The 25582-nt window shown below is 72.4% G+C and carries 21 protein-coding genes; 5 read left to right on the forward strand and 16 right to left on the reverse strand.

Annotated features, from left to right (window positions below):
• Positions 1 to 93: 93 nt before the first annotated feature.
• On the reverse strand, positions 94 to 1749 hold the full coding sequence (lnt, locus tag AC0VYD_RS15880) for an apolipoprotein N-acyltransferase (protein ID WP_475476307.1): 1656 nt from the start codon (positions 1747 to 1749) through the stop codon (positions 94 to 96).
• A gap of 620 nt (positions 1750 to 2369) precedes the next feature.
• On the opposite strand from lnt, the gene AC0VYD_RS15885 reads away from it, so the two are divergent.
• Positions 2370 to 3590, forward strand: a complete 1221-nt coding sequence (locus AC0VYD_RS15885) for an ABC transporter ATP-binding protein (RefSeq protein ID WP_475476308.1) — start codon at positions 2370 to 2372, stop codon at positions 3588 to 3590.
• A gap of 126 nt (positions 3591 to 3716) precedes the next feature.
• Here AC0VYD_RS15885 and AC0VYD_RS15890 read toward each other — a convergent pair whose 3' ends face one another.
• Positions 3717 to 4214 carry a TspO/MBR family protein gene (locus AC0VYD_RS15890; protein ID WP_475476309.1) on the reverse strand — a complete coding sequence of 166 codons (498 nt, stop codon included), beginning with the start codon at positions 4212 to 4214 and terminating at the stop codon, positions 3717 to 3719.
• A gap of 172 nt (positions 4215 to 4386) precedes the next feature.
• Here AC0VYD_RS15890 and AC0VYD_RS15895 point away from each other — a divergent pair, with 172 nt between their 5' ends.
• The 3 genes from AC0VYD_RS15895 (at position 4387) to AC0VYD_RS15905 (ending at position 9187) form a co-directional block, all read left to right on the forward strand.
• A complete protein-coding gene (locus AC0VYD_RS15895; protein ID WP_475476310.1) occupies positions 4387 to 6549 on the forward strand; it encodes a prolyl oligopeptidase family serine peptidase in 2163 nt (720 codons plus the stop codon).
• A gap of 285 nt (positions 6550 to 6834) precedes the next feature.
• Entirely contained in the window at positions 6835 to 8037 is a 1203-nt protein-coding gene (locus AC0VYD_RS15900; RefSeq protein ID WP_475476311.1) for a JmjC domain-containing protein, read from the forward strand.
• Between the two features lie 289 nt (positions 8038 to 8326).
• Positions 8327 to 9187 carry a ferric iron reductase FhuF-like transporter family protein gene (locus AC0VYD_RS15905; protein ID WP_475476312.1) on the forward strand — a complete coding sequence of 287 codons (861 nt, stop codon included), beginning with the start codon at positions 8327 to 8329 and terminating at the stop codon, positions 9185 to 9187.
• 67 nt (positions 9188 to 9254) lie between these two features.
• Here the strand turns inward: AC0VYD_RS15905 and AC0VYD_RS15910 are convergent, their stop codons facing one another.
• From AC0VYD_RS15910 to AC0VYD_RS15965, 12 genes are all read right to left on the reverse strand, one after another.
• On the reverse strand, positions 9255 to 9764 hold the full coding sequence (locus AC0VYD_RS15910) for a hypothetical protein (RefSeq protein WP_475476313.1): 510 nt from the start codon (positions 9762 to 9764) through the stop codon (positions 9255 to 9257).
• A 211-nt stretch (positions 9765 to 9975) separates the two neighbouring features.
• Positions 9976 to 11283: an MFS transporter gene (locus tag AC0VYD_RS15915; protein WP_475476314.1), complete on the reverse strand. Its 1308-nt coding sequence runs from the start codon at positions 11281 to 11283 to the stop codon at positions 9976 to 9978.
• A gap of 104 nt (positions 11284 to 11387) precedes the next feature.
• Complete coding sequence (locus AC0VYD_RS15920) at positions 11388 to 11654, reverse strand: hypothetical protein (RefSeq protein WP_475476315.1); 267 nt, start codon at positions 11652 to 11654, stop codon at positions 11388 to 11390.
• A gap of 199 nt (positions 11655 to 11853) precedes the next feature.
• Positions 11854 to 12258, reverse strand: a complete 405-nt coding sequence (gene panD / locus AC0VYD_RS15925; RefSeq protein ID WP_191271696.1) for an aspartate 1-decarboxylase — start codon at positions 12256 to 12258, stop codon at positions 11854 to 11856.
• A gap of 273 nt (positions 12259 to 12531) precedes the next feature.
• Complete coding sequence (locus tag AC0VYD_RS15930) at positions 12532 to 13236, reverse strand: AAA family ATPase (RefSeq protein WP_475476316.1); 705 nt, start codon at positions 13234 to 13236, stop codon at positions 12532 to 12534.
• Between the two features lie 509 nt (positions 13237 to 13745).
• On the reverse strand, positions 13746 to 16583 hold the full coding sequence (locus AC0VYD_RS15935; RefSeq protein WP_475476317.1) for a DEAD/DEAH box helicase: 2838 nt from the start codon (positions 16581 to 16583) through the stop codon (positions 13746 to 13748).
• Between the two features lie 12 nt (positions 16584 to 16595).
• On the reverse strand, positions 16596 to 17492 hold the full coding sequence (locus AC0VYD_RS15940) for a diacylglycerol/lipid kinase family protein (RefSeq protein WP_475476318.1): 897 nt from the start codon (positions 17490 to 17492) through the stop codon (positions 16596 to 16598).
• A 92-nt stretch (positions 17493 to 17584) separates the two neighbouring features.
• A complete protein-coding gene (locus tag AC0VYD_RS15945; protein WP_475476319.1) occupies positions 17585 to 18010 on the reverse strand; it encodes a DUF397 domain-containing protein in 426 nt (141 codons plus the stop codon).
• A gap of 153 nt (positions 18011 to 18163) precedes the next feature.
• Positions 18164 to 19015, reverse strand: coding sequence for a twin-arginine translocase subunit TatC (gene tatC / locus AC0VYD_RS15950; protein WP_475480279.1), 852 nt, complete (start codon positions 19013 to 19015; stop codon positions 18164 to 18166).
• Positions 19016 to 19279: 264 nt separating this feature from the next.
• Complete coding sequence (gene tatA, locus AC0VYD_RS15955; protein ID WP_475476320.1) at positions 19280 to 19603, reverse strand: Sec-independent protein translocase subunit TatA; 324 nt, start codon at positions 19601 to 19603, stop codon at positions 19280 to 19282.
• Positions 19604 to 19657: 54 nt separating this feature from the next.
• The gene (locus AC0VYD_RS15960) at positions 19658 to 19843 is read right to left on the reverse strand and encodes a hypothetical protein (protein WP_475476321.1); all 186 of its coding nucleotides are present in this window, start codon (positions 19841 to 19843) and stop codon (positions 19658 to 19660) included.
• 60 nt (positions 19844 to 19903) lie between these two features.
• Entirely contained in the window at positions 19904 to 21955 is a 2052-nt protein-coding gene (locus tag AC0VYD_RS15965; protein WP_475476322.1) for a helix-turn-helix transcriptional regulator, read from the reverse strand.
• 100 nt (positions 21956 to 22055) lie between these two features.
• Between AC0VYD_RS15965 and AC0VYD_RS15970 the strand changes: the two genes are divergently transcribed.
• Complete coding sequence (locus AC0VYD_RS15970) at positions 22056 to 23150, forward strand: DUF3866 family protein (protein ID WP_475480280.1); 1095 nt, start codon at positions 22056 to 22058, stop codon at positions 23148 to 23150.
• 39 nt (positions 23151 to 23189) lie between these two features.
• Here AC0VYD_RS15970 and AC0VYD_RS15975 read toward each other — a convergent pair whose 3' ends face one another.
• Together AC0VYD_RS15975 and AC0VYD_RS15980 are read right to left on the reverse strand one after the other, a co-directional pair.
• Positions 23190 to 24266, reverse strand: a complete 1077-nt coding sequence (locus AC0VYD_RS15975) for a methionyl-tRNA formyltransferase (RefSeq protein WP_475476323.1) — start codon at positions 24264 to 24266, stop codon at positions 23190 to 23192.
• A 169-nt stretch (positions 24267 to 24435) separates the two neighbouring features.
• A complete protein-coding gene (locus AC0VYD_RS15980) occupies positions 24436 to 25560 on the reverse strand; it encodes an FKBP-type peptidyl-prolyl cis-trans isomerase (RefSeq protein ID WP_475476324.1) in 1125 nt (374 codons plus the stop codon).
• Positions 25561 to 25582: the final 22 nt, after the last annotated feature.

The following is a 25582-nucleotide window of genomic DNA, read 5'->3' on the forward strand; positions in this document are numbered from 1 at the left end:
GTGAACCATCCTCAGAGTCGTGGGCCGAAGGCGGGTGTCCCCTGCTGGGAAGAACGTGTCCGCGGTGTGAATGGTTCCCCGGGGCCGGGGACCTCACGCACTCCGCTGCGCGCGTACGCGGCGGCCCGCGATGACCGAGGCGACGACGGCGCCCAGTCCGATCGCGGCGATCAGCGCCTCGGGGACCGCGCCGAGCCGGGTCGCGACGGTGGGCCCGTCCATGGCGGTGAGTTCGGCCACGTGGATGTCGGGCTCGGCCTCGGGCGACTCGTAGGCGACCGTGCCGTCGGGTTCCACCACGGCACTGATCCCGCTGGTGGAGACCACCACGGCGGGGCGGCCGTGTTCGACGGCGCGCAGCTGGGTGATGGCCAGCTGCTGGTCGGACTGGCCGGTGAAGTTGTAGTTCGCGTTGTTGGTGGGGATCACGATGATCTGCCCGCCCGCGGCCACGGACTCGCGCACCGGCGGATCGAAGGCGACGTCGAAGCAGATTCCCACGGCCAGGGTGGTGCCGGCGATGTCGAGGGCGCCGGGCTCGGTGCCGGGGACGGCGTCGGAGCTGACCTGTTCCAGCCGCGAGACGAACCGGGTGAAGAAGTCGCGGTAGGGGACGTACTCGCCGAACGGGACGAGGTAGCGCTTCCGGTACACCTCGCCGGGTCCGGTCTCGGGGTCCCAGACCACGCTCTGCACGTAGCGGGTCCCGTCGTCGTTGAAGCGGCTCATGCCCCACAGGAGGGGGACTCCGATGTCGGCGGCGGCATCGTCGATGGTCTGCTCCGCGACCGGGTCGCGGAAGGGGTCGATGTCGCTGGCGTTCTCCGGGAGCAGCACCATGTCTGGTTCGGAGTACTCGCCCCTGCGTACCGCCTCGGCGAGTTCGTGGACGCCGTCGGCGTGGTTGCGGAGCACCTGCATGCGCTCGCCGAGGACCGACATCTCACCGACGTTGGGCACGTTGCCCTGGACCATGCCGACGTTGACGGTCTCCAGGGGCGCCGGGCGTCCGACCGCGGGGGCCAGGAGGCCGCCCAGGAGGACCGCGGCAGCGGAGGCCAGGCCGACGGCGGGGACGAGTACCCGCGGCCTCCCCCGGGCCGGTACGGCGCGCAGGACGGTCCACAGCAGCACGGAGCCGGTGAGGGCGACGGCGAAGGTGACCAGGGGTGAGGATCCGAGGGCGGCGTAACCCGAGAAGGGCGTGTCCGGCTGGGCGTAGGCGAGTTTGCCCCAGGGGAAGCCGCCGAGCGGCCAGCGGGCGCGCACGGCCTCCTGGGCCACCCACAGGGCGGAGGTCCACAGCGGCCAGTGGGGCAGCCGCACGACCAGGGCGATTCCCATGGCCATGGGCAGGAAGTAGACGGTCTCGGCCCCGGCGATGGCCAGCCACACGTCGGCGCCGAAGATGTCCTGCCAGCGCACCAGGGGCACCATCAGGGTGGCCCCGGACAGGGCACCGAGCCAAGCGGCGCGGCGCGGCCGCGTCCCGCCGACGGCCAGGATCAGGAGTGCGGCGCTGAGCGGGCCGAGCCACCACAGGCCGTACGGCGGGAGCGCGAGGAGTTGGGCCAGGCCCGCTCCGACCGCGGCCAGAACCCGCCAGAGGAGGTCGAGCCGCCCCCAGCGGTACCCCGGGGCCAGGGGGGACCACAACGTGGTCGGTGCCTCGGAATCCGACGCCGTGGTGTCCGGCGAGGGACTGTCCGGGCTCGGAGCGGACTCCGGACCCTTGTACTCGGCAACCACGTGGGTGCTCGCTTTCCGCTGTCTGATGAGGGACCTGGCGGTCAGCATATTGGGGGGACGCGGAAAAGGCCCGAGCCACCCTTCGGACCGGCTCCGTCCCGTCGGCGGCGAGCTCGGAAGACCGTTGTCTACTGGATGTTCGGGCCTTTTCCGGGTCCAACCCCCCGCCCGGTCGCGGTACTCCGCCCCTCACCCGATCCCAACTGCACCTGGCGCGTGATGCAGCGTCCAATCGGACGAGCGGGGGCCGCACAACCGGTCCGTCCAGTGCTGGACTGGTCGTTAGGTTACCCAGACTCCCCGACCCGTTGCCTCAACCCGGGCGCCGTGTCGTGGCTACCGCGTCATGCGTCGGGAGGGGAGAAAGTGATGAACCGTCGGACAGGCTAACGCACCTGGGCCCAGCACGCCAGCTGACCGGGGGTGGTTTGAGCATGACCGCAACCAGATCGAAATCGAAGACGCTATGGACATTTCGATCATGATCCTGTCTGATGTGATCAACAAACCGGCCCGTTTCGATCAACTTCGACCATCGAGTCGGGGTGGGGGGTCTCCAGCCACGAGATCCGCCCGCTACCGGACACGCCGGACCACCGACCCAACGCGGGAGCACAGCCATGGCGGAGATCGCCCTCCAGAACGTCGACAAGATCTACGGCGGTGACGTCAAAGCCGTCGACGACCTGAACCTGCAGATCAACGACGGCGAGTTCATGGTGCTCGTCGGCCCCTCCGGCTGCGGCAAGTCCACCGCGCTGCGCATGATCGCGGGTCTGGAGGAGATCTCCGCGGGCACCCTGGTCATCGGCGACGAGGTCGTCAACGACCGTCCGCCGAAGGACCGCGACATCGCGATGGTCTTCCAGAACTACGCGCTCTACCCCCACATGAGCGTCGAGCAGAACCTCGCCTTCGGCCTGAAGCTGCGCAAGGTGCCCAAGGCCGAGATCGCCCGCCGTGTCAGCGAGGCCGCGGAGATGCTCGGCCTGGAGCCCTACCTCAAGCGCAAGCCGGGCGCGCTCTCCGGCGGTCAGCGCCAGCGCGTGGCGATGGGCCGCGCCATCGTGCGCGAGCCGCAGGCCTTCCTGATGGACGAGCCGCTGTCCAACCTGGACGCCAAGCTGCGCGTGCAGATGCGGGCCTCCCTCAACCAGCTGCACGAGCGCCTCGGCGTCACCACCGTCTACGTCACCCACGACCAGATCGAGGCGATGACCCTCGGCGACCGGGTCGCGGTGCTGCGGGACGGCCGACTCCAGCAGGTCGACACCCCCAAGCGCCTCTTCGACGCCCCCGTCAACCTCTTCGTGGCCGGGTTCATCGGCTCCCCCGCGATGAACTTCGTCGACGCCGAGCTGTCCCGCGACGGCGAGGGCGCCGTCCTCAAGTTCGCCGACCACGAGCTCCCGGTCCCGGCCAGCCTCCTCAAGGAGCGCCCGCAGCTGAGCGAGTACCTGGGCCGCTCCCTCATCCTGGGCATCCGCCCCTCCGACTTCAACGACGCCGAGTTCGACGGCGACAGCGGCCCGCGCATCGAGGTCACCGCCAGCGTCACCGAGGAGCTGGGCACCGAGATCAACGTGATCTTCGGCATCGACGCCCCGCCGGTGCGCCACGAGGACGCGACGGCCCTGGCCAAGGACGCCGCCGGAGACGGTGAGGAGGCCTCCGACTCCGCCCTGTCGCTGGGCGGCAGCCGTTCGCTGTTCACCGCCCGGGTGAGCCCGCGCAGCAACGTGCGCCCGGGCCGTACGATCAGCCTGTCGGTGGACGTCAGCCAGCTGCACTTCTTCGACCAGGAGAGCGGCCTGGCCATCGGCCACCCCGACAACGCCTGATCCCGCCGACCGGGCCGCGCGGGCGGTGCCCCCATCCTCCGGGGCACCGCCCGCGCCCTCTTTCGGCCGGTCCGGGGCCCGGACCGCCTCCGGGACCCGGGTCCCGGGCACTGCGGACCGAATCCCTCAGTTGGCGGCCCAGATCGCCGCGTTGAGCGCGGTGGCGAAGGCCACCCAGGCCAGGTAGGGGGCGAACAGGAGCGCCGCCGCCCGGCTGTGCCGCAGAGCCAGCAGAAGGGTCGCGGCCACCGCCGCGGTCAGGAGCGCGATGTCGGCCAGCGCCGCCCCGTACAGGCCCGCCCCGAAGAACAGCGGTGTCCAGGCGGCGTTCAACACCAGCTGGACCGCGTAGACGGCCAGGAAGGACGCGGCGCCCCGCGTCCCCGCGGCGCGCCACACGAGCCATCCCGCCACGGCCACCAGCACGTACAGGACGGTCCAGACGGGGCCGAACAACCAGGCGGGCGGCGCCCAGGCGGGGAGTTCGAGGTCGGCGTAGACGCCCGCGGAACCGGCCGCGGCGAGGCCGCCGACCAGCGCGGTGGCCAGTACCGCGGCCGCGAAGCAGACCGCGGCCAGCAGCGACCGGCGCGGAGTGGGGGCGGTTCGGACGGTGCTCTCCATCTGCTCCTCCTCAGACGCGGACTCTTCGGGGACCTACCCGTGTTCCGGCCTCGGCCACCCGGTCAGTCCTCCCAGGCCCAGTAGACAAACCTTCCCTTTCGGTGACATTCCCTTCGCCCGGTGAGCAGGAATCTCTTCCTTGACCGTCGTGTCGGCGCGCTTGAAACATGTGATGGTGCGCAACCGAGCCCCCGGAGCCGCCCTCGCCCCCGAGCCCCTGTCGGTCGTCGACACCCTGCACGGCCGCCCCGTGCCCGACCCCTACCGCTGGCTGGAGACGGCCGACTCCCCCGAGACCCTCCGCTGGCTGGCGGAGCGCGACCGGGAGTACCGCCGCCAGGCGGCCGCCTGGCCGCTGAGGGAGCGCCTGGCCGAACGCATCCGCGCGCTCGTGGACACCGACCTGTGGTCCCCGCCGGTCCACCGGCCCGGAGCCCTGTTCGGCACCGTGCGCCCGGCCGGGAGCGAGCATCCGCGACTGGTCGTGTGGCCCGACCACCCCGGCTCCGCCGACGCCGCCGGTTCCGTGTCCCCCCGCGAACCGCTCGGTCCGCGCACCGTGCACGACCCCTGCGCCGAGGACCCCACCGGGCGGACCACCCTGGACGCCTGGGAACCCAGCCCAGACGGTCGCCTGGTCGCCCTCCAGACCTCCTCCGGCGGGGTGGAGCGCGGCGAACTGCGCGTGCTCCGCGTGGACACCGGAGCGCCCGTCGGACCGACCGTGACCGGGGTCCGCTACTCGCACGTGGCCTGGCTGCCCGGGCCCGGACGGTCCTTCTACTACGTGCGCCGCGACGGCGCCCGGGGGGTGCGCGGCGTATGGCTGCGCCGGGTCGCCGACGGCGCCGAGTCCCTCGTGTACTCCTGCGCCAGCGCCGGCACCGTCCCGGGCGTGCGGGTGCTGGGCGAGCGGTGGCTGCTGGTCACCGAGAGCCACGGCACCGGGCACCGCACCGACCTGTGGTTGGCCGACCTGACCGCCTCCCCGCCGCAGCGGCCCGAGTTCCGACCGGTCCAGGCGGGTCCCGAGGCCGAGACCGAAGCCCGGCTGGGGCCGGACGGTCTGCTCTACCTGCGCACCACCCTGGACGCGCCCCACCGGCGCATCTGCGCCCTCGACCCGGCCGCGCCCGCTGGCGGCCTCTCCCCCGAGCACTGGCGCGAGGTGGTCGCCGAGGACCCCGGGGCGGTCCTGGACGCCTTCTGCCCGCACCGGGGCGCGGACGGCACGGCGCTGCTGGTGGTCCGCACCCGGTTGGGCACCAGCGAGGCGACCGTGCACGGGACCGCCTCCGGGGCCCGGACCAGCACGGTGGAACTGCCCGGTGAGGGCATGGTCTCCGGCCCCGTCGCGGCCCCCGACGGCACCCTGTACTTCGGCTACGCGGACGTGGCCACCCAGCAGAGGGTGCTGCGGCTGGCCCCGGGCTCCCACCGGCCCGCCCCCTGGCCCGCCCTCCGGCCGCCGCGTCCGAACACCTCGGGTACACGGGGTGCCCCGCCCTCCCCCGCCGTGGAGCGGACCGTCCTGTGGTGCCGTTCCGAGGACGGCACACGCGTCCCCGTCACCGTCTTCGACGCCTCGGGGGAGCACGCCCCGGGGCCGACCATCCTGCACGCCTACGGCGGGTTCGGCCGCCCGCGCCAGTTCGGGTTCAGCGCGACCGTCCTCGCCTGGCTGCTCTCGGGCGGCCGGTACGCCGTGGCCCACGTACGCGGGGGCGGGGACGCGGGGCGCCGGTGGCACCTGGAGGGTTCGGGACGCCGCAAGCCGCGCGCGGTCCAGGACCTGGTGGCCTCGGCCGACGCCCTGGTACGCACCGGCCGGTGCACGCGCGACCAGCTCTGCCTGTCCGGCGGTTCGGCCGGCGGACTGCTCGTACTGGCCGCGGCCACCGCGCGCCCGGACCTGTGCGCGGCGGTGATCGCCTCGGCCCCGCTCGCGGACATGGCCCGTTTCGAACGCATGGGGCTGGGCCGGATGTGGACCCGGGAGTTCGGCACGGTGTCCGATCCGGACGACTTCGCCGCCCTGATGTCCTACTCCCCCTACCACCGTGTCCTGGACGGCGCCCTGCGCACACCGGGGCTGCGGTACCCCGGTGTCCTGCTCACCGGCTTCGACGGGGACACCCGGACCGACGCCGCCCACCCGCGCAAGATGTGCGCGGCCCTGCTGGCGGCCGCCGGGGACCACCGGGAGCGCCCTGCCGCCCTGCTGCGCTACGAACGCGATGTCGGGCACGGCCCGCGTTCGGTCAGCAGGGCGGTCGGGCTGGCCGCCGACGCGCACGCGTTCGCGGCCCACAGGACGGGGCTGACCGGGCGCTGACGGCGCACGGGACGGCCCTGGTCATGAGGATCAACGGCACACAGAAAGCGAGGTGCGGTATGGACCCCATCGAGGTTGAGGTCGAGGACCTGGCGGAGGTGACCTCCCGCGACATCACCGCGGGCGGCGACAGTGACGGCACCGACTCCAGCTCGGACTTCATCTGATCCGGTCCCGCCCGGCCCGGCCGCCGCGTCCCGGGCCGGGCGGGTCCCTCCCCTCCCCGCACGCCCCGCCCCTTCCCGGAGTCCACGCGCCCCTCGAACCGTCTTGGAAAGGACAGCCGTGACCGATCCCGGCAGCCTGTTCACCGGAACCCTGTGCGACGTCGTGGGCCGCGACGCACTGACCACCCGACTGTCGGAGGAGTTCGTCTTCGCCGACCTGGGCGCGGAAGCCGTACGCTCGCTCCTGACCTTCGAGGACCTCAACGGTCTGCTGGCCGCGTGCGCCCCGGAACCGCCCCGGCTGCGGCTGCACCGGGACGGGTCCCCGGTGCCGCTGGACCGCTACACCGAGCAGGGCACGGCCTCGCGGACCGCCCGGCGGATCGTGCGCCCGGAGTCGCTGTACCGGGAGCTGCGGTCCGGGGCGAGCCTGGTGCTGGACGGTATGGACCGGATGCACCCGCCGGTGGGCGCGGCCGCCGACGACCTCATGCGTCTCACCCGTGAGCGCGCGCAGGCCAACCTGTACCTGATCTGGGGCGAGTCCCGGGGGTTCGACACCCACTGGGACGACCACGACACGGTGATCGTCCAGGTGGAGGGGACCAAGCACTGGCAGGTGCACGGACCGGGTTCGCGCCCGTACCCGATGAAGAACGACACCGACCACTCGCACACCCCGCCCCGGGACGCCGACGGCGGGCTGCACATGGTGTGGGAGGGAGTGTTGCGGCCCGGCCAGGTGATCCACGTGCCGCGCGGCTGGTGGCACACGGTGACCGGAACCGGGGAGGTCAGCATGCATCTGACCTTCGGTTTCACCCGGGCGACCGGAATCGACTGGGCGGACGCCCTGGTGCGGAGCCTGTTCGCGGAGGAGTCGTTCCGGCAGGACCTGCCCCGGTTCGCGGCCCCGGAGGAACGCCGCAAGCACCGGCACGAACTGGTGGCCCGGCTGGTGGAACTGGCCGAGGCCGCGGACCTGGACGCCTTCCTCGCCGAGCGCGACGCGCGCTTCCCCCGACGTACGTCGTTCTCGCTCCCCTGGGCGGTGGCGGAGGACGTCCCGCCGGCCGGAGCGCGGGTGGAGTTCGTCCCGATCCTGCCGCCGCCGGTGGAGCGTGAGGGCGAGCGGGTCGCGCTCACGGTATCCGGGAAGCGGTACCGGCTCCCCGCGGTGACCGAACCGGTCCTGGCGGCGATCGCCGAGCACCGGGATCTGTCGGTGGCGGAGCTGGCAGAGCGGGCGGGAGTGAGTGTCGAGGAGTGCGCCCGGGTGGTGTCCGCGCTGAGCCGCCACCACCTGGTCCTGGTCCGCTGAGCCCGCGGAGTCCCGGGCGGGGAACGGAGCCCGTGTGCCCGTCGGCCCCCGGGCCCGCGGGCCGTACCGCCCCCTGACCGGGCTCGGACCGGGCACCCGGCCTGAACAGCTCTTCCCTCGGGAACGGAGGGCTCAGGTTTCGGCAAACAAGTGCCCCGTCACATTGCAACCGCAAGATTCGTTAGGATAGCCTCACTTAAGAGGCGCAGGTGAACCCGTCCCCCGGTGGTAGCTGCGACCACACCGCCCCCGGACTTGACGGTTACGCTATGCGACGAAGGGTTGCCAGGTGACTCCAGATCCGCTCGACGCTCTCCGCGGTGTCTGCTCGCGGCTGAAGTTCGCGCCGCTGCCCGAGATCACCAGCCCGGCCGAGCTCCACGGCCGACAGGCGGACGGCGTACAGCAGCACAGCGTCACCTCGATGACCGACCACGGCTGGCTTCCGGTCCTGTTCGACAAGCTCCGGACCGAACACGGCCCCGGGCACCGGCTCCCGGCCGCCACCAACTTCCTGCGGGTCACCCTGCGCGAGCCCGTCTTCATGGCCGCCGCGTCCCTGTACCTGACCGGCCGCGGACCGCTGTTCACACCGGACACGCTCCACCTGCCCTGGGACACCGCCCGGTCCCGCTTCGGCACCCCCGTCGTGACCGGCGTCCGCACCGTCGTGCTGCCCGACGACCCGGCCGCCGGCCGTCCCGACACCGTGCTCGCCCGTGACGAGGACGAACAGCTGCGGCTCACCGCCGAAGCACTTTTCGCCACCTTCGAGCCCCTCATCGACGCACTGCACGCGCACTCCCGCGCGGGCAAGCGCACCCTGTGGGGCTGGGTGCTCGACACCCTGCACTTCTACATGCTCAACCCGGCCCGGTACCTGGGCCGGGACGCCGAGCAGGCCTGGGAGCTGGCCACCCGGCTGGGTGACGCCGTGGTCGCGGCGGGGGCCGTCACCCGCAAGCGCCCGCGCCTGTTCCCGTTCGCGCCCGGCCACCCCAGGGGGACCTGGGCGGTCCGGGGCACCTGCTGCTTCGACTACAAGGGCGACCCCGAGCACGGCTTCTGCACCACGTGCCCGCTCAAGTGCGACAGCGAACGCCGGGAGGACCTGGCGGAGTGGCTGCGCGATCCGGCGCTGGCCCCCTGACAGGGCCCCGGCATCGTGCCGCCGGTGTTCCGTCCCGGGGCCGCGCACCGGCCTCGTCGGCGTCCGTCTAGGAGCCGCCTGCGGCGATCAGGACCAGCGCGGCACAACCGCCCAGAACCAGGAGCAGCAGGAGCAGGACACCGCAGCCGATCCCGATGATCTTGCCCCACGGCGTCTGCCTGGGCGGTGGCGGGCGGAACCCGCCCGGGCCGCCGTACCCTCCGGGGGTCTGGTACGTGCCCGGCGCACCCGCGTACTCGCCGCCGCCCGGCGCTCCGGGGTACTCGCCGTAACCGGGGGCGTAGCCCGCGTGCTCGTACCCGGCCTGGGCCGGCCCGTTCGGCCCCTCCGAGAGCTCCCCCGGGTCCACCGGTCCGGGCTGCGCACCGGTGGGGTGCCCCGTCGGGTACCCGTGGGCCGGTTGGCCCGGGGGCGGGCCGACGTACGGCCGGGGGCCGCCGGGAGGGGGTTCGTACGCGGTGGATCCGTGTTCCGGTTCCCCGGGCGGTCGCGGACCGCCCCCGCTCGGGTCACCGGGGTCGCCCGGCCGCCACTCCTCCGGTGGACGGTGGTTCACCGGATCCCGTTCCGGCCGTTCCCCGGCCCCTTCCTCGGGTTCCCGGTCACTCAATGAGAACACCCCTTCGTCCGGCGGCACGGGCCCGCCTCCCTCGGCGGACGCCTCGAAACTGCACCGTAACCGCGTAAAGAGAGGTTCGAGGAGAGCTCACCGGGCGTTTCCGGTAAAGGTCCGGATGTGTTTGCCCCGGGCCGGTCGCGCCGCCCGGTCAGCCCGCGCGAAGGTCCCCCTCGGCACGGCCGCGGGAGAGCAGGGCGCGGACCGCGAGCACGAACACCGGGACGGTGAACAGGGCCGCGAACACGTTCAGACCGCCGAAACCCGCCGTGGCCAGGACCACGCCGGAGAGCGCGCCGGACGCCGCGCCGCCCAGGTTCATCACCAGGTCGCTGAAGCCCTGGGCCCGCGGTCGTACCTCGGCGGAGAGCGACTCCGCGAGCAGGGTGCTGCCGGACACCAGGCCGAAGGACCATCCCAGGCCGAGCAGGACCAGGCCGGTGGTCACCAGTGCCTCGTCGTGCCCCGCGGTGCCCGAGACGGCGGTGGCCGCGAGCAGGACCACCTGCCCGGCCAGGAGTACGGGGACACGCCCGAAGCGGTCCGCGAGCCAGCCCACGACCGGGGAGAACGCGTACATGCCGGCGATGTGCAGGGAGATCGTCAGGCCTATGACGGTGAGCTCGGACCCGTGGTGCGACATGTGCACCGGAGTCATGGTCATCACCGCGACCATCACGGTGTGGCTGGCCACGATGCCGACCACGGCCAGGAGCGCGGCCGGGCTGCGGCCGATCGCCCGGAGGCCGTCGGCCAGGGTGAGCTTCGCCCTCGGGGCCCCGCCCCGGTCGCGTTCGACCCGTTCGGCCTCTGCCGTGGCGGCCAGCAGGGGGTCGGGGCGCAGCAGCGCGCCGATGAGGGCGGCGCCGCCCAGGAAACCGGCCGTGGTGAGCAGGACCGGACCCAGGAGGTCGGTCAGCCCCAGGGACTCGGCCAGGCCGCCGGTGGGGCCGACCAGGTTGGGGCCGACCACGGCGCCCACGGTGGTCGCCCAGACCACGACGGACAGGTCGCGGCCGCGGGTGCGTTCGGTGGCCAGGTCGGCCGCCGCGTGCCGGGCCTGGAGGTTGGTGGCGGTCCCCGCACCGATCAGCAACATCCCGGCCAGGAAGAGCGCGAACAGCTCCCACACGGTGGCGGCGATGACGACGGTCCCGCCCAGGGCGCCCAGGAGCCAGCCCAGGGCGAGGCCGGGGCGGCGGCCACTACGGGCGGCGGTGGCGGCCAGGGGCAGCGCGAAGACGGCCGCGCCCAGGGTGATCATGGTGGTGGCCATCCCGGACCAGGTGTCCGAACCGCTCAGGTCCAGGGCGATGAGCGCGCCCACCGCCAGCATGGCGCCCATACCGATACCGCCGACGACCTGGGCGATCATGAGGACCAGGACGGTACGCCGTTGCAGCCTGGTGCGTTCCGCCTCGGTGAGGGCTTTCCCGCCCCGGCTGGTTTCTGTGGACACTGGACCGACACTCCGATTCATCCGCCTGAAAGACGAATCGTAGCTCGCCGGGATTTTCACTGATCATACGGGGCAAAGGGGATGATTTTCGGGGTGTGGACCGCTCACCCGCCGGGGAGCCCGGTCCGGGGCCGCCCCCGGCCGTACCGCCACCGCAGGAAGTCGTGCTCGCGCTCGACATAGCGCATCTCGGCGTACAGCAGGTCGGGGTCCTGCGCGTGGACGACCACCCCGTCCTCCGGGACCACCGGCCAGCAGGCGTACGCCCAGAAACACCGGGTGTAGACCCCCCAGAGGACGACCCACGCTCCCTGCTTCTGCCACTCGATGTGTTCGGCGACCCGACGCCGTTCCTCGTCCCGTTCGTCCATGCCGCCTCTGGGCATACCCGGCGCCCGGACGACCGATCAGGCCGGAACCGGCCAGGCTGAGGGGTTTCCCGGCCCTCAGCCGGCTCCACGGCGCCCCGGGACGCCCTCCTGGAGCACACCCCCGGCCGCACGGACCCCGCCGCAGGCGAACGCCCGTGCCGGGGCACGGGCGTTCGGGGCGCTGCGGACGGCGAACGGTTCAGCGGCCGGCGACGAGACCGCTGCCGGGAACCGGCTCGGCCGGGTCGTTGCCCAGTGCGACGATCTTGTTGTCGCGGTCCACGTGCACGATGTGCTGAACGTGGTCGGCCCGCTCCCTCTCGTCCACCTGGGCGTAACCGATGAGGATGACCAGGTCGCCGGGGCTCACCAGGCGCGCCGCCGCGCCGTTGATCCCGATGACGCCGCTGCCCCGCTCACCGACGAGGGCGTAGGTGACCAGGCGGTTGCCGTTGTCGATGTCAACGATGTGGACCTGCTCGCCGTCGACGATGTCGGCGGCGTCCATCAGGTCGGCGTCGATGGTGACCGAGCCCACGTAGTGCAGGTCGGCCTGGGTGACCGTGGCACGGTGGATCTTGCCGTTCATGAGGGTGCGCAGCACTGCTGAAGCCTCGTTTCAGGACGTCTTGCGGACTACAGGCCCCGTTCGGGGTCCCGTGCTTATCCCATGATGGCGCCCCCGGTGACCCGGTTCGACCACCGGGGCCCCACTACGCCTCGAACGCCCGCCCCCGTCCGGTTGTTCCGCGGGGCCCGCCGAAGATCGCGGCCCGCCTGTCATAACGGGTCGCGACCGCCCCTGTCCCGCCTGAGCAGGTCGATTGCCCGCTCGACGGTCCTCACGGGGACGTCGTACCGCCGTAACCAGCCAGTGTCACCGGGTATCGGGCATCACGGGTTCAATCTGGGCAGAGGGCGACTCCACCGCGGTGTGCAGGGGAGCACGGGCGTCCGTACAGGGGCCGAACCGGATCCAGGCCAGCTCCCGCGCCCGGCGCCGGTCGAGTGCGAGCAGACTGCGCACGCCCGGCGCGAACGCCGCCGACCCGCGCCGGGTGGCCGCGCGCAGCCGCCGCCAGCGCCGCGAATGCTTCCGGTGGCTGCGCTCGGTCACCCGCCGCCCCCGGGCGTTCTGGCCGCTCCGGGCCTCCTGCGGGGTGGCGTCGATCATCAGCACATGCACCTCGTACCGGCGGAGCAGGCAGAGCAGGGCGAGCAGCACGCGCACCGGGCGCCGGGTCCCGCACTCGTGCACCACCACCGGGCCGCCGCGCAGCGCCGCGGCCACCTGGGCCAGGTGCAGTACGTGCACCACCCAGCGCCACAGCGGGTAGGGGATGCGGTCGAGCAGCGGTCCCAGCCGGTACCGCGACTGCAGCGAGTCGATCACCCGCACGCCGTCCGCGGTGAGCACGGGCCGCTCCTCGTCCCCGTGGAGACCGAACAGCCGCCGCAGCAGTGTGCTCTTCCCGGCCCCGGGCACCCCGGCGACCAGAACCAGGGACCGCCGAGGGTAGACCGCTCCGTGCACCATCGCGTCATTCGTCGTGGGCACGTACCGCACCAGACCCTGGAACATCTTCGGTAGCTCCTCAAAGCCGACCTTCGCGCCGGTGGGGCGCGGCTCTACGGTGGCCGCGCCACCAACGTCATGGCGTTACCGGGCAGCGACGGCTCCGAGGGGTACCGTGCGTTCCCGCGCACCCTGCCTGTACCACGACCCGGATGGGGACACCGGCCGCGTGTTGGCGGGGGCGGGCGATGGTGGAGCCCACCGGGGTGTCCCAGGTGATCGGCCCCTTCGCCTCGGCTCGGGCCCGGAGCCGCTCGAAGACGCGGTGCCAGGGCCCCGCGCTGCCAGCGGCGGAACAGGCCGTACCGCTCGAACAGGTCCCGACACGGTGTACCGGTCCGTGCCCGGAACCGCATGCCATCGATCGGCTGCCGCTTGGTGCGCACCGGTGGCCCTCCGGGCTTGACGCCCTTCGGAAGCAACGACTCCGACACCGCCCGCTGAGCCTCTGTCAGATCTCTCCGGGCCGAGGGACATGACCGCCGCATGACCTTGATCCACTTACGAAACACGTCCTAGCTGAAGGAGGAGTAGGCGACCACCCCGCGGCGGACCAGGTCCGAGGCCTTGCGGGCGTTGGTCCGCATCCGGGGGTCGGCGGCCGCACCCGCGATCTGGCTGAGCATGTCCACCAGCATCTTCGCGGTGCGCACGAAGTCCCCCGCGGTCATCTCGGACTGGCGCAGGATCGCGTCGAGCCGGTCACCGCGCGCCCAGCGGTGCGCGGTCCACACGAAGCCGAGGTCGGGCTGGCGCAGGAACGAGACCCGGTGCCGGGCCTCCACCTCGTTGAGCTCCCCCCACAACCGCACCATCTCGGTGAGGGCCTCCTCGACCTTTCCCTCCGGCAGGCGCGGGAAGGCGTCGTCGTTCCGGCGCGCCTCGTAGACCAGGGCCGCGGCGCACGCGGCCAGTTCCACCGGGTTGAGGTCGTCCCACACGCCCCGGCGCAGGCACTCGGCGACCAGCAGGTCCAGTTCGGAGTAGATCTTGGCGAGCTTGCCGCCCTCCTCGGAGACCTCGTCGCCCGACAGGTACTCCAGGTCCTCCAGGACACCGCACACCCGGTCGAAGGTACGGGAGATGACGTGCGAACGCCCCTCCACCCGGCGGCGCAGCGATTCCGTCTCCTTCTGCAGCCGGAAGTAGCGCTCGGCCCAGCGGGCGTGGTCCTCACGGTCGGAACAGCCGTGGCAGGGGTGCTTCTTCAGCGCGGAGCGCAGCCGACGGACCTCGGGGTCCTCCTGCTGGTCACGGCGACCGCCCCGTCGTTCGTAGGAGGGGTCGGTGCCCTGCTCCCTGAGTTTGTTCCGCAGGGTCGAGGCCAGGTCCTGGCGCGAACGAGGGGAGCGCGCGGAGAAGGACTTGGGGATGCGCATCCGCCCCGAGGGGTGCACCGGGATGTTGAAGTCGCTGGCGTTGACCCGCTTGACCTGCTTGTCCGCGGTCAGGACCAGCGGTGCGGGCAGGTCGTGGCGCAACCCGGGGTCCAGGACCACGGCGTGCCCGGAGAAGCGGCCCGAGGGGATGCGGATGATGTCGCCGGTGCGCAGCCGCTCCAGGCTCTCCAGGGCCTCGTCCCGGCGCTGGGCCGAACGGTTCTTCGCGAGCGCGGCCTCACGGTCGCTCAGGGCCCGGCGCAGCCCCGCGTACTCCATGAAGTCGCCCAGGTGGCACTCGGCGGCCTTGGCGTAGCCCTCCAGGGCCTCCTCGTGTTTGCGCAGCTGCTTGACCAGGCCGACCACGGCCCGGTCCGCCTGGAACTGGGCGAAGGAGGCCTCCAGCATGTTGCGGCTGCGCCGACGGCCGACCTGGCCGACCAGGTTGACCGCCATGTTGTAGGAGGGCCGGAAGCTGGAGTTGAGCGGGTAGGTACGGGTGCCCGCCAGGCTGGCCACCGACTCGGGGTCGGTCCCGGCCTGCCAGACCACGACCGCGTGCCCCTCCACGTCGATGCCCCGCCGTCCGGCCCGCCCGGTGAGCTGGGTGTACTCGCCGGGGGTGAGCGCGGCGTGGGTCTCCCCGTTCCACTTGTCGAGCTTCTCGATCACCACGGTGCGGGCGGGCATGTTGATGCCCAGGGCCAGCGTCTCGGTGGCGAAGACCGCCCGGATCAGGCCCCTGGAGAACAGGTGCTCGACGATCTCCTTGAAGGTGGGCAGCATGCCCGCGTGGTGCGCGGAGATCCCCGCCTCCAGGGCGCGCAGCCAGGAGTCGAAGCCGAGCACGCTCAGATCCGCGCGGGGGATGTCCGCACAGCGCGTCTCGGCGTACTCGCGGATCTGGTCGGCCTCCTCGGGCGTGGTGAGCACCAGGCCGGAGGCCACGCACTGGCGGACGGCGTCGTCGCAGCCCGCCCGGCTGAAGATGAAGGTGATCGCCGGGAGGAGCCCCTCGGCGTCCAGTTCCTCGATGATCATCGGCCGGGTGGGCGGGGCGAACCGGGTGCGCGGACGCACGTTGCCGCGGGCCCTGGTCTGCGGGTGGCGCCGCCGGTTGGCCAACTGGGTGGTGCGCGCGTCGTCCTCGGCGGTACGGCTCAGGTACGGGTTGATGAGCAGTTTCTGCCCGCCCACCCGGATCTCCTGGGGGCGCTGGTGCTGGAGCCGGCGCCGTTCCCGCTTGCGTCGGCTGCGACCGCCCCCCTCCTCCGCGTCCGCGGACTCCTCCTGCTGCTCGACGAACAGGTCGTGGATCCGTTTGCCCACCATGACGTGCTGCCACAGCGGAACGGGCCGCTTCTCGTCGACGATGACGGTGGTGTCGCCGCGTACCTGCTGGAGCCACTCACCGAACTCCTCGGCGTTGCTGACGGTCGCGGACAGGGCGACCATGCGCACCGACTCGGGCAGGTGGATGATCACCTCCTCCCAGACCGCGCCGCGGAACCGGTCGGCGAGGTAGTGCACCTCGTCCATGACCACGTAGGCCAGCCCGCCCAGGGTGGACGAACCCTCGTAGAGCATGTTGCGCAGCACCTCGGTGGTCATCACGACCACGGGCGCCTCACCGTTGACGCTGTTGTCACCGGTCAGCAGCCCGACCTGGTCGGCGCCGTAGCGCTTGACCAGGTCGTTGTACTTCTGGTTGGACAGGGCCTTGATAGGCGTGGTGTAGAAGCACTTGGTGCCCTCGGCCAGGGCCAGGTGCACGGCGAACTCGCCGACCACCGTCTTGCCGGATCCGGTCGGCGCGGCGACCAGCACCCCGTGTCCGCCTTCCAGGGCCTTGCAGGCCCTGATCTGGAAGGGGTCGAACTCGAACCCGTAGAGCCCCTGGAAGGCCTCGATCGCGGCGCTGGAGGCGCTCTGGCGCCGGCGGAAGGCGGCGTAACGCTCGGAGTGACTACTCATAGGTCTCCCAGCCTATGAGGTCAGCTCCAACATCTCGACCGCCTTTGGCACCACCTCGCACACCAGTGTCGGCGGTCCGATGCGTTCCCCGTCGGCGTAGGCCGCCCCCGCGTCGCCCCGGATGGTGACGGTGCGCCCCCGCACCGAGACCACCTCGTCGAGACCGAGGTGGCTTCCGGCGAAGACCTTGGGGAACATGCGCAGGAAGCGGCCGAGCGGCCCCTGCCGGACGAAGACGACGTCGAGCAGCCCGTCGTCGGGGACGGCCTCGGCGCACACGTGCATACCGCCGCCGTAGGCACTGGTGTTGCCGACCGCCACCAGCATGCCGGGTTCGGCGATCCGGTGTTCGTCGACGTCGATCTCGAAGTCGACGGGCTGGAAGGAGCGCAGTTCGGCGAGGAGCCCGAGCAGGTAGCCGGCACGGCCGACACCGAAGCGGAAGTTGTTCACCCGTTCATTGACCCGGGCATCGAAACCGCAGGCCAGAACGCTCATGTAGTAGCGCTGGGCGCCGTCGGCCGCGGTCAGGCGGACCACGTCGCTGGGGCGGGTGCGGCCGGCCAGGATCGCCTCGGCCGCCCTGCGCGCGGAGCCGCGCGGGACGCCGAAGGCGCGGGCCACGTCGTTGCCGCTACCCGCCGGGATCACCGCCAGGGGCACGCCGGTACCGACCACGCCCTGGAGTGCCTGGTGCACCAGGCCGTCACCGCCGACCGCGACCAGTGCGTCGGGGCGGTCCGCGGCGGCCAGGCGGGCCAGTCGACGGCTGTCCGCCGCGGAGCGGCCGGTGTAGACGTGCACACGCGCGCCCGCGTCGCGCAGGGCCGCCTTCAGGCGCACCGCCATGACGGCGGCGCGGCGTCGGCCCGAGGCCGGGTTGACCAGAAGGGCGATGTGAGGGGGCATATGCCGGTCCTTAACTACCCGGGGCCGGGGTCAAAGGGGTGTACGGGGCCGGGTGAGGTACCCGCACACCCGCGCCCGGGCGCAGGCGCCGCTCAGTCGTCCCGGGTCGTGGACCCCTGCTCGGTTTCCTCACGCTGGCGGCGATGGTACTCCTCCATCGCCTCCGGCGTGTTCAGCGGGGAGGGCACCCAGGTCGCCTCGACCTCGGCCTGACCGCGCTGGATCGCGATCTCCTCCTCGGTGAGGTACTCCTCGGGGATGTCGAACTCGCCGTCGCGGGCGCCCAGGACGAAGGCCTCCCACTCGGCGGGGGTGAAGAACAGGGTGCCCTTCTGAGGTGACTTGCCGTCCCGCACCGCGCGGAAGCCGTCGTCGAACTCGGCGACCTCGACGACCGCCTCGGAGTCCGGCTTGGACAGGGAGGAACGCATCCACACGGCGTGGGTGGTGTCGTGCCACTTCTCGTTGCCCATGGCCTCGGGCGGCAGTTCCTTCTTGGCCTCGGTCTGCTCGCTCATCTGGTGTTCCTGGTCTTCCTGGTTCCTGGAGCTCGGTGTGGGTGGAGCTCGCTCTGGCAGCGGTGTCCGGGGCGACGGCGGACCAGGGGCGTGTGGGCGCCCGGGCCCGCCGCCGACTGTTCCCAGCCGAACCCTAGCGCTTCCCGAACGGCCTCAGGAGCGCTTGCCGGATTCGCCCCCGGAGTCGGGCCCGTCCAGCGAGGAGGGCGTGTAGTCCAGGTCGGAGGGCAGGTCGTCGAGCTCGGAGATCTCGTCGTCGTCGAGGTCGCCGACGGGGTCGTTGCGCCGTCTGCGGCGGTCGTTGAAGAAGCAGAACAGCTCGGCGAGCTCGAAGAGGATGATGAGGGGGATCGCCAGGGCCAGCATCGAGATGGGCTCGGCCGGGGTGACGACCGCCGCGATCAGGAAGGCGGAGAAGATGATGACCTGACGCCACTTGACGATGGCCTCGTGGCTGAGGATGCCGACGATGTTGAGCAGGACCACCAGCAGCGGCATGACGAAGCCGAGACCGAACATGCCCATCATGATGAGCATGTAGCTGAGGTACTCGCCGATGGTCAGGAACGGGTCCGCGTCCTCGGGCAGGAAGCCGAACAGCATCTGGAGGGCGAGCGCGGTGATCGAGTACGCCAGGGCCGCGCCCGAGACGAACAGGAGGCCGGCCAGCGGCGCGAAGATGTAGGCGTACTTCTTCTCGTTGCCGTGCAGCGCCGGGGCGACGAAGGCCCAGAGCTGGTAGAGCCAGAGCGGCGCGGTGACCAGGGCTCCGACGAACAGCCAGACCTTGAAGGCGACGAAGAACGCGTCGAAGGGGCCGGTGACGATCAGGGAACAGCCGCCGCCCTCGACGACCTGGGAGGCGGGGAGCGAGCAGTAGGGCTCGGTGAGGAAGTTCCACACCTGGTCGTAGAAGACGGCGCCGACCACCGACCCCAGGGCCAGGATGAGCAGCGCCTTGGCCAACCGGTTGCGCAGCTCGCGCAGGTGGTCCATGAGCGGCATCCGGGCGTCCGGGTTGGCCGATCGGCTTCGGGACCTCATCGTGCGGTCACTCTCTTCTCATCCGGGCCCGCGCCGAGGGCGCGGACTCCCCGCTGACGACAGCCGTCCGGCGCGGCACCGGCGGGTACCGCGCGTGGATCCGGCCGGGGCCGGGCTCCGTGGCTCAGCCCCAGGGGGTTTCGTTCGGGCGCTGGGAGGGTTCCTCCCCCGCCTTCTCGGCGCCCGGACACGCCGCGGTGAAGCGGGGGCGCCGATCCGGCACCGCTAGTTGTTGTGGGTCTGGTTGCTGCGCTCACCGGACTCGTTGACGATGCGCTGGCCGGGGGGCAGCTGCGGGTAACCCTGCTGCTGGTTGGCGCCCTGGGCGCTGTCGGGCTGCGGGGCCTGCTGCTGGTCCTGGGCCTGCTGCGCCTTCGGCTCCTCCTCGCCCTTGGTCTCCTCGTCGTCGACCAGGCCCTTGCTCTCGGCCTTGAGGATCCGGGCGCTGCGGCCCAGGGACCGGGCCAGGTCCGGAAGCTTCTTGGCTCCGAACAGAAGGATGGCGACGATCACCAGGATGGCGATGGTAGGTCCGTTGAACGGTCCCATGGTTCTACCTCTCTACGGGGCGCGACCAAGCGCCTCTGATGGTACGCGCGTCCGTCATGCGTCGGCACCGCCACGACGGATGCGTTCACGCAGGTCAGCGCTGCTCGCCTGGTACCCGCCCGCCGCCCGTGTCACCTCTTCGGACAGGGCGCGGGCCTCGCGGCGCGCTCTCAGGGCGAGGGCGCCGACGGTACAGGCTCCGGCACAGAACACACCGAAAAGGACAGCGAGGGCGATCACGCTCTCACCATATCCCTTCCGCGCTGGCCTACACCCCACCCCCGGGTGAACAGGTGGGCCTCACTCCGGCGGCGAAGTGGTCTCAACCAGTTCCCCGGGGGCCTCGGAGGTCTCGTAATGCCGCAGGGCCCGCTCCGCCTCGGCCCGCACCTCCTCCGCGAGGCCCTCCGGTGACACCAGACGCCCCTCCCGCCCCAGCGACAGGGCCAGCCGGGCCACCCACGCCGGCGCGGGGGTGCGCAGGGTCGCCCGCACACCGCCCCCGGGGAGCTCCACCGCCGACTCGCACACGTAGTCCTCGGTGACCCACCGCGCGGAGGGTTCCAGCACCAGGGTCACCAGGGCGTCGCGCTCGGAGCGCTGGAGCACCCCGCCGGACAGGTCGCGTCGGCCCACCCCCTCGGGCACCTCGGCGGCGAAGGGCAGCACGGTCAGCTCCAGGACCCGGTCCAGGCGGAACAGCCGCACGTCCTGCCGCAGGTGGCAGTACCCCTCCAGGAAGGTGTGGCCGTCCTGGACCACCAACCCCATCGGATCGACGTCCCGCTCGGTGACCTGGTCCAGGTAACCCGACAGGTAGCGCAGGTGCAGGCGCTGCCCGGCCCCCAGGGCGTCCGCGCAGCGGCGCTGGGTCCGGGCGACCTGTTCGTCCAGCTCGACCCGGACCTGCACCGCGTCGGCGAGGCTGCTCACGGCCGTCCCGGCGGCGGTGCGCAGCTTCTCCCCCACCCGCTTGAGGGCGCCGCCCTCGACCCCCTGGGCCTCGGGCAGCGCCTCCAGCAGGGACAGGCCCACGACAAGGCTGGCGGCCTCGTCCGCGGTGAGCCGCAGCGGCTGGGCCAGGGTGTCGGCGTTGCCGATGATGATCTCACCGGTCTCCTTGGCCGCGTCCAGGTCCACCTCGATCAGGTCACCGGGGGTGTACCCCGGCAGACCGCACATCCAGAGCAGGCTCAGGTCGGAGACCACCTGCTTCTCACTGAGCCCGAAGTGCCGCGCCACCTCGGGTACCCGCACGTCGCGGCCGAGCGCGTACGGGACCAGCATGAGGAGCCGGCGGAGCTGGTCGGCGGAGCGGGGGCCCCGGGCGGGGGCGTCCTCCCCCTCCGCGGCGGCGACCGCGCCGGGGTCCTCCGCCGCGGCGGCCCCCTCGACCACCCCGGCCAGGTGGGCCGCCACCGCCGCCCGGGCCTGCGGCGGCTCCACCACGACCGCCCGCGAACCGTGCGAGGCCACCTGCCGCACCAGCCCGCCCGTGTCGGTGTAGGGCAGTGTGAGGGTGTCCCAGCCGCTGCCGGTACCGTCGCGCTCCCCCGGGACCACGCGCAGCGCACGGCGGCGCAGGGCGTGCGCGGAGTCGGTGCACACCCGCAGGGTCGCGGTCCGCTCGGGCACGGCGCTCTGCTGGGAGACCACCGAACGCAGCTCCACCCCCTCGGGGACGACCACGTCGGGCCCGGTGCGCACCACGTCCACCCCGCCCTGGATCCGCCCGAGGCGGAACACCCGCCGGGCGTCGCGCAACCGGTCATGGCCCACCACGTACCAGTGGCCGCGCAGGTTCACGATGCCCCACGGTTCGACCTCGCGCCGCTGCGCCCGTTCCTGGCCCGGCTTGCGGTAGTCGAAGGAGATCGGCCGCCGGTCCCGGACCGCCTGCCACACCGGCCCGAAGGCCGGCTCGTCGGTCCGCATGGCCGGGGTCAGCCCCGGGGCCGCCTCCGAGTCGACCGGAACCCCGGCCGAACGGAGCTTGAACAGGGCGTTGGCCGCGGCCTCGCCCAGGGAGGCGTGGCGCCAGGCCCGGGCCGCCAGGCCCAGCACGACCGCCTCGTCGGGCAGGAGCTCGATCTCGGGCAGCTCGTAGTCCGAGCGGGAGATCCGGTACCCCTCCTCCCCGCTGAAGGCGTCCCCGGTGCCGACCTGGATGGGGATACCGCTGTCCCGCAGCTCCCGCTTGTCCCGCTCGAACATGCGCTTGAAGGCCGACTCGGTATCGGCCTCGGCGTACCCCTGCACCGTCGCGCGGATCTCCTGCGCGGTCAGGTGGCGCCGCGTGGACAACAGGCAGATGACCAGGTTGAGCTGCCGTTCGGTCTTCCTGCGCGACATTGTCCGCACTCCTCTTGCCCGCTGTGGTGGATGGACCGGGCGGGGCCGCGAGGGCGCGTCCTCCCACCTCCGGTTCAGCTCCGACGGTACCGTGCCCAGCATGATCCGGTGGCGCCGTGGTGAAGTCCGTCAGGTCCTGCCCTCGTGGCCCGGGGTCCGCCTGTGCGCGGTCTCGGTGAGCACCGGCGGGGAGGGCTCGGCACCGCCCCCCGTCTGCCGTGCGCTGGCCTACACCGACCTGGTCGGCGCACCCGAGGTCGGCGACACCGTCCTGCTCAACACCGGAGCCCTGGACCTGGGGCTGGGAACCGGCGGATACGCCCTGGTGGTGGCCCTGCCCGACCGGTTGCCCGCCGACCGCGAGGGCCCCGGACACCTGGTCAAGGCCCGCTACACCCCGCTCCAGGCCACCGTCCTGGGCGCGGACGAACAGGGGTCCGAGCACCACGAGGCGCTGCTCTCGGCCGAGGGGATCGACGGGATGCCCGTGGTCGTCGCCGACCTGCACTCCGCGCTGCCCGCCGTCCTCGCCGGGATCCGCGCCGAACGCCCGGGGGCCCGGGTGGTCAACGTGATGCTCGACGGCGGCGCCCTACCCGCCGCCTTCTCCCAGCTCGTCGGGGTTCTGCGGGGGGAGGGGCTGCTCGCCGGGTGTGTGACGACCGGGCAGGCCTTCGGCGGCGACCTGGAGGCGGTCACCGTGCACTCGGGGCTGCTCGCCGCCCGGCACGTGCTGGGGGCCGACATCGCGGTGGTCTGCCAGGGGCCGGGGAACCTGGGGACCGGCACCCCGTGGGGGTTCTCCGGGGTTGCCTGCGGCGAGGCGGTGAACGCGGCCGCCGTCCTGGGCGGGCGCCCGGTGGCCAGCCTGCGGATCAGCGAGGCCGACCAGCGCAGGAGGCACCGCGGGGTCTCCCACCACAGCCTGACCGCCTACGGCCGGGTGGCCCTGGCACCAGCCGACGTGGTGGTGCCGAGCCTTCCCGGGTTCTTCGGCGAGTGCGTCCGCGACCAGGCCTGGAGCCTGGCGGAACGGCACACGCTGGTGGAGGTGCCGGTCACCGGCCTGGAGGAGGAACTGCTCGCCCTGCCGGTCAAGGTCTCGACGATGGGGCGCGGGCTGGAGGAGGACCGGGCCGCGTTCCTGAGCGCAGCCGCCGCGGGGCGCCACGCCGCCGCCCTCGTCGACGCCTGAACGGGCGCCTTGGGCGGTGCACGGGGGGGCTTCCCGGGTCTAACGGCGGTTGTCCGCGGTGGAGGTCGCCGGGGCACCGACCTGGCCGTCGATCGGGGCCTGGACCTCGGCGGGGCGGCGGTGTTCGGCGTCCCCGTTGCCCGGGACCGGGGTGCGCCGGGTCGCGGCCAGCATGTGCTCGGAGGGGGCGTCGAAGTAGCGTCCCGGCCGGAACATGGCCAGGGAGGTCGGGTCGGCGAGCACCCCCTCGTCCACCCGCACGGTCCCGGGCACGAAAACACTGCCGTCCCCGCAGGTCACACCCCATTCACGACCGGGGCCCGCGGAGACGATCTGTCCGGGGTCACCGCCCACGACCTCCTCGGAGAGCGCTCCCGAGCACAGGGTGATCCGGGCCCCGCCGAACATCGCGAAGGCACCGGGGTAGGGGGCGGCCAGGGCGCGCACCATCCGGTCCACGTCACGCCCGGCGGCGGTCAGGTCGAGGCGGCCGTCGCTGGGGCGGCGGCGCGGCCACACCGAGACGTGACCGCTCTGGGGGCGGCGGGGCGCACGCCCCTCCAGGAGCGCCTCCAGGTTGCGTACGAGCAGTTCGGACTGCAGGCGCCCGGTCCTCTCGTACAGGCCGGTGGCGGTGACGTCGGGGGCCACGTCGAACCAGATCCGGTCCACGATGTCGCCCGCGTCGGCCTCCCGTTCCAGGTGGAAGAGGGTGACGGCGCTGGAGCGCATGTCGCGCAGGATCGTCCAGGGGATGGGGGCGCGCCCGCGGCCGACCGGCAGTGGTGAGGGGTGCAGGCCGACCCCGCCCAACGGCAGCGAGGCCAGGACCTGCTCGTGCACCAGCTGCGACCAGCCCGTGACGACCATCAGGTCGATCCGGTGGGCTACCAGGGCGTCGCGCACCTCGTCGGTGTTGATGTCAGCCGCCCGCAGGTGCGGCAGTTCGTGACGGCGGGTGACCTCCTCGAAGTCGAAGTAGCCGGAGCGGTGTGCCAGCTCGGCCGGGTAGGAGACCACCAGGGCCGGCGGGCGTCCCTGGGCACAGAGTTCCTCCAGCGCCGGGACCCCCAGGCTCAGCCCGGACACGTAGCAGTACCGCCGCTGGTCTGGCATGGTTCCCCCTCGCCCCATACTCACCCTGAGTGATCAACTCTACGCACGGAGTCGGACTCACCGGGGATGTTCGCGGGGGCCGGGAGTGTCGGTGCCGCCCATGACAGGGCCCCGCGGGCGGTCTCGCCCACGGGGCCCGGGGTTACGGGGTCTCACCCCACCGGAGTCCTCACTCCTCGGCTGACTCCTCGTCGGCCCCGTCCTCGGCGGCGCCCTCCTCGTCCGAGGCCTCCTCGCCGCCTTCCTCCTCCGCGGGCTCGGGCGGCGGCGGGTTGTCGTAGGCGCCCAGGATGTCGACCACGAACACCAGGGTGCCCGCCGGGCTGCCCTGGGCCTCCTCGGCGGTCTCGCCGTAGGCCATGTCACCGGGTACGACCAGCATCAGGCGGCTGCCGACCTTCTGTCCGGCCATGCCCTCGACCCAGCCCTCGATGAGGCCGCCCTGCTCGCCGCTGACGAGTGTGGCGTCCAGGGGGTCGCCCGCGCGGTTCCAGCTGGAGTCGAAGACCGGGTGGTTGCCGTTCTCGTCGGCCTCCCAGCGCACGCCCGTGTACTGGGCGACGATCTGCTGGCCCTCCTCGACCTCGGCGCCGTCGCCCTCGATGAGGGGGACGACCTGCAGGTCCTCGGGGGGCTCGGTGTCCTCGGGGATCTCGATCTCGGGCTGGCTGTGGCCGTCCTGCGTGACCGTGGGCAGGTCGCCGCCGCCGTTGTCGGTCTGCTCGCCCGGAACGACGGCGCCCTTGCTGAAGCGGTCCACCAAGTCGATGACCAGGACGCTGGCCCCCTCTGGCGCCGGCTGCCCCATCGCCTCGGCCTGCTCCCTCTCCTCCGGCGTCAGCGGCGGGAAGACGTAGACCGCACGGCTGTTCAGGGGCTGGCTGACCAGGGTCTCGGTGATGTATTCGGGCATCTGCTCCATACGCACCAGGTCGGGAGCGCCGTTTTCGTAGCTGGACTGGCCCTCGACCTTCTCGCCCTCGCCGGGGGCCGTCCACTGGTACTGGACGACGTTGGCGACGACCAGGTCGTCCGCACCGACGAGGACGTCCTCGCCCGACCCCTTGCTGACGACACCGGAGATCTCCTCGTCCGGAGGCTCGATGTCGGGGAAGGTGATCTCGGGTTCCTCACCGACTTCGCCGGTGACCTCGGGCAACCGCGAGTCGAGTGCGTCGTCGTTCATGCGCAGGAAGGCGGGGGTACGCCACTCCTCCGGGATCGATGCGCAGCTGGAGACCACCAAGGCGATGGCGGTCAGTGGCACCGCGAGGGCGGCAGCACGTCGGTGCATGGGTCACAACCTCTGATTTCCG

This window comes from Nocardiopsis sp. iso_40 (assembly GCF_056173285.1).

What these genes read in the sequence shown, in the direction of transcription:
- AC0VYD_RS15885 (WP_475476308.1), top strand. Translation starts at nt 2,370, where the DNA reads ATGGCGGAGATCGCCCTCCAGAACGTCGACAAGATCTACGGCGGTGAC.
- AC0VYD_RS15890 (WP_475476309.1), bottom strand. Translation starts at nt 4,214, where the DNA reads ATGGAGAGCACCGTCCGAACCGCCCCCACTCCGCGCCGGTCGCTGCTG.
- AC0VYD_RS15895 (WP_475476310.1), top strand. Translation starts at nt 4,387, where the DNA reads ATGGTGCGCAACCGAGCCCCCGGAGCCGCCCTCGCCCCCGAGCCCCTG.
- AC0VYD_RS15920 (WP_475476315.1), bottom strand. Translation starts at nt 11,654, where the DNA reads ATGGACGAACGGGACGAGGAACGGCGTCGGGTCGCCGAACACATCGAG.
- AC0VYD_RS15930 (WP_475476316.1), bottom strand. Translation starts at nt 13,236, where the DNA reads ATGTTCCAGGGTCTGGTGCGGTACGTGCCCACGACGAATGACGCGATG.
- AC0VYD_RS15935 (WP_475476317.1), bottom strand. Translation starts at nt 16,583, where the DNA reads ATGAGTAGTCACTCCGAGCGTTACGCCGCCTTCCGCCGGCGCCAGAGC.
- AC0VYD_RS15940 (WP_475476318.1), bottom strand. Translation starts at nt 17,492, where the DNA reads ATGCCCCCTCACATCGCCCTTCTGGTCAACCCGGCCTCGGGCCGACGC.
- AC0VYD_RS15945 (WP_475476319.1), bottom strand. Translation starts at nt 18,010, where the DNA reads ATGAGCGAGCAGACCGAGGCCAAGAAGGAACTGCCGCCCGAGGCCATG.
- tatC (WP_475480279.1), bottom strand. Translation starts at nt 19,015, where the DNA reads ATGCCGCTCATGGACCACCTGCGCGAGCTGCGCAACCGGTTGGCCAAG.
- tatA (WP_475476320.1), bottom strand. Translation starts at nt 19,603, where the DNA reads ATGGGACCGTTCAACGGACCTACCATCGCCATCCTGGTGATCGTCGCC.
- AC0VYD_RS15965 (WP_475476322.1), bottom strand. Translation starts at nt 21,955, where the DNA reads ATGTCGCGCAGGAAGACCGAACGGCAGCTCAACCTGGTCATCTGCCTG.
- AC0VYD_RS15970 (WP_475480280.1), top strand. Translation starts at nt 22,056, where the DNA reads ATGATCCGGTGGCGCCGTGGTGAAGTCCGTCAGGTCCTGCCCTCGTGG.
- AC0VYD_RS15975 (WP_475476323.1), bottom strand. Translation starts at nt 24,266, where the DNA reads ATGCCAGACCAGCGGCGGTACTGCTACGTGTCCGGGCTGAGCCTGGGG.
- AC0VYD_RS15980 (WP_475476324.1), bottom strand. Translation starts at nt 25,560, where the DNA reads ATGCACCGACGTGCTGCCGCCCTCGCGGTGCCACTGACCGCCATCGCC.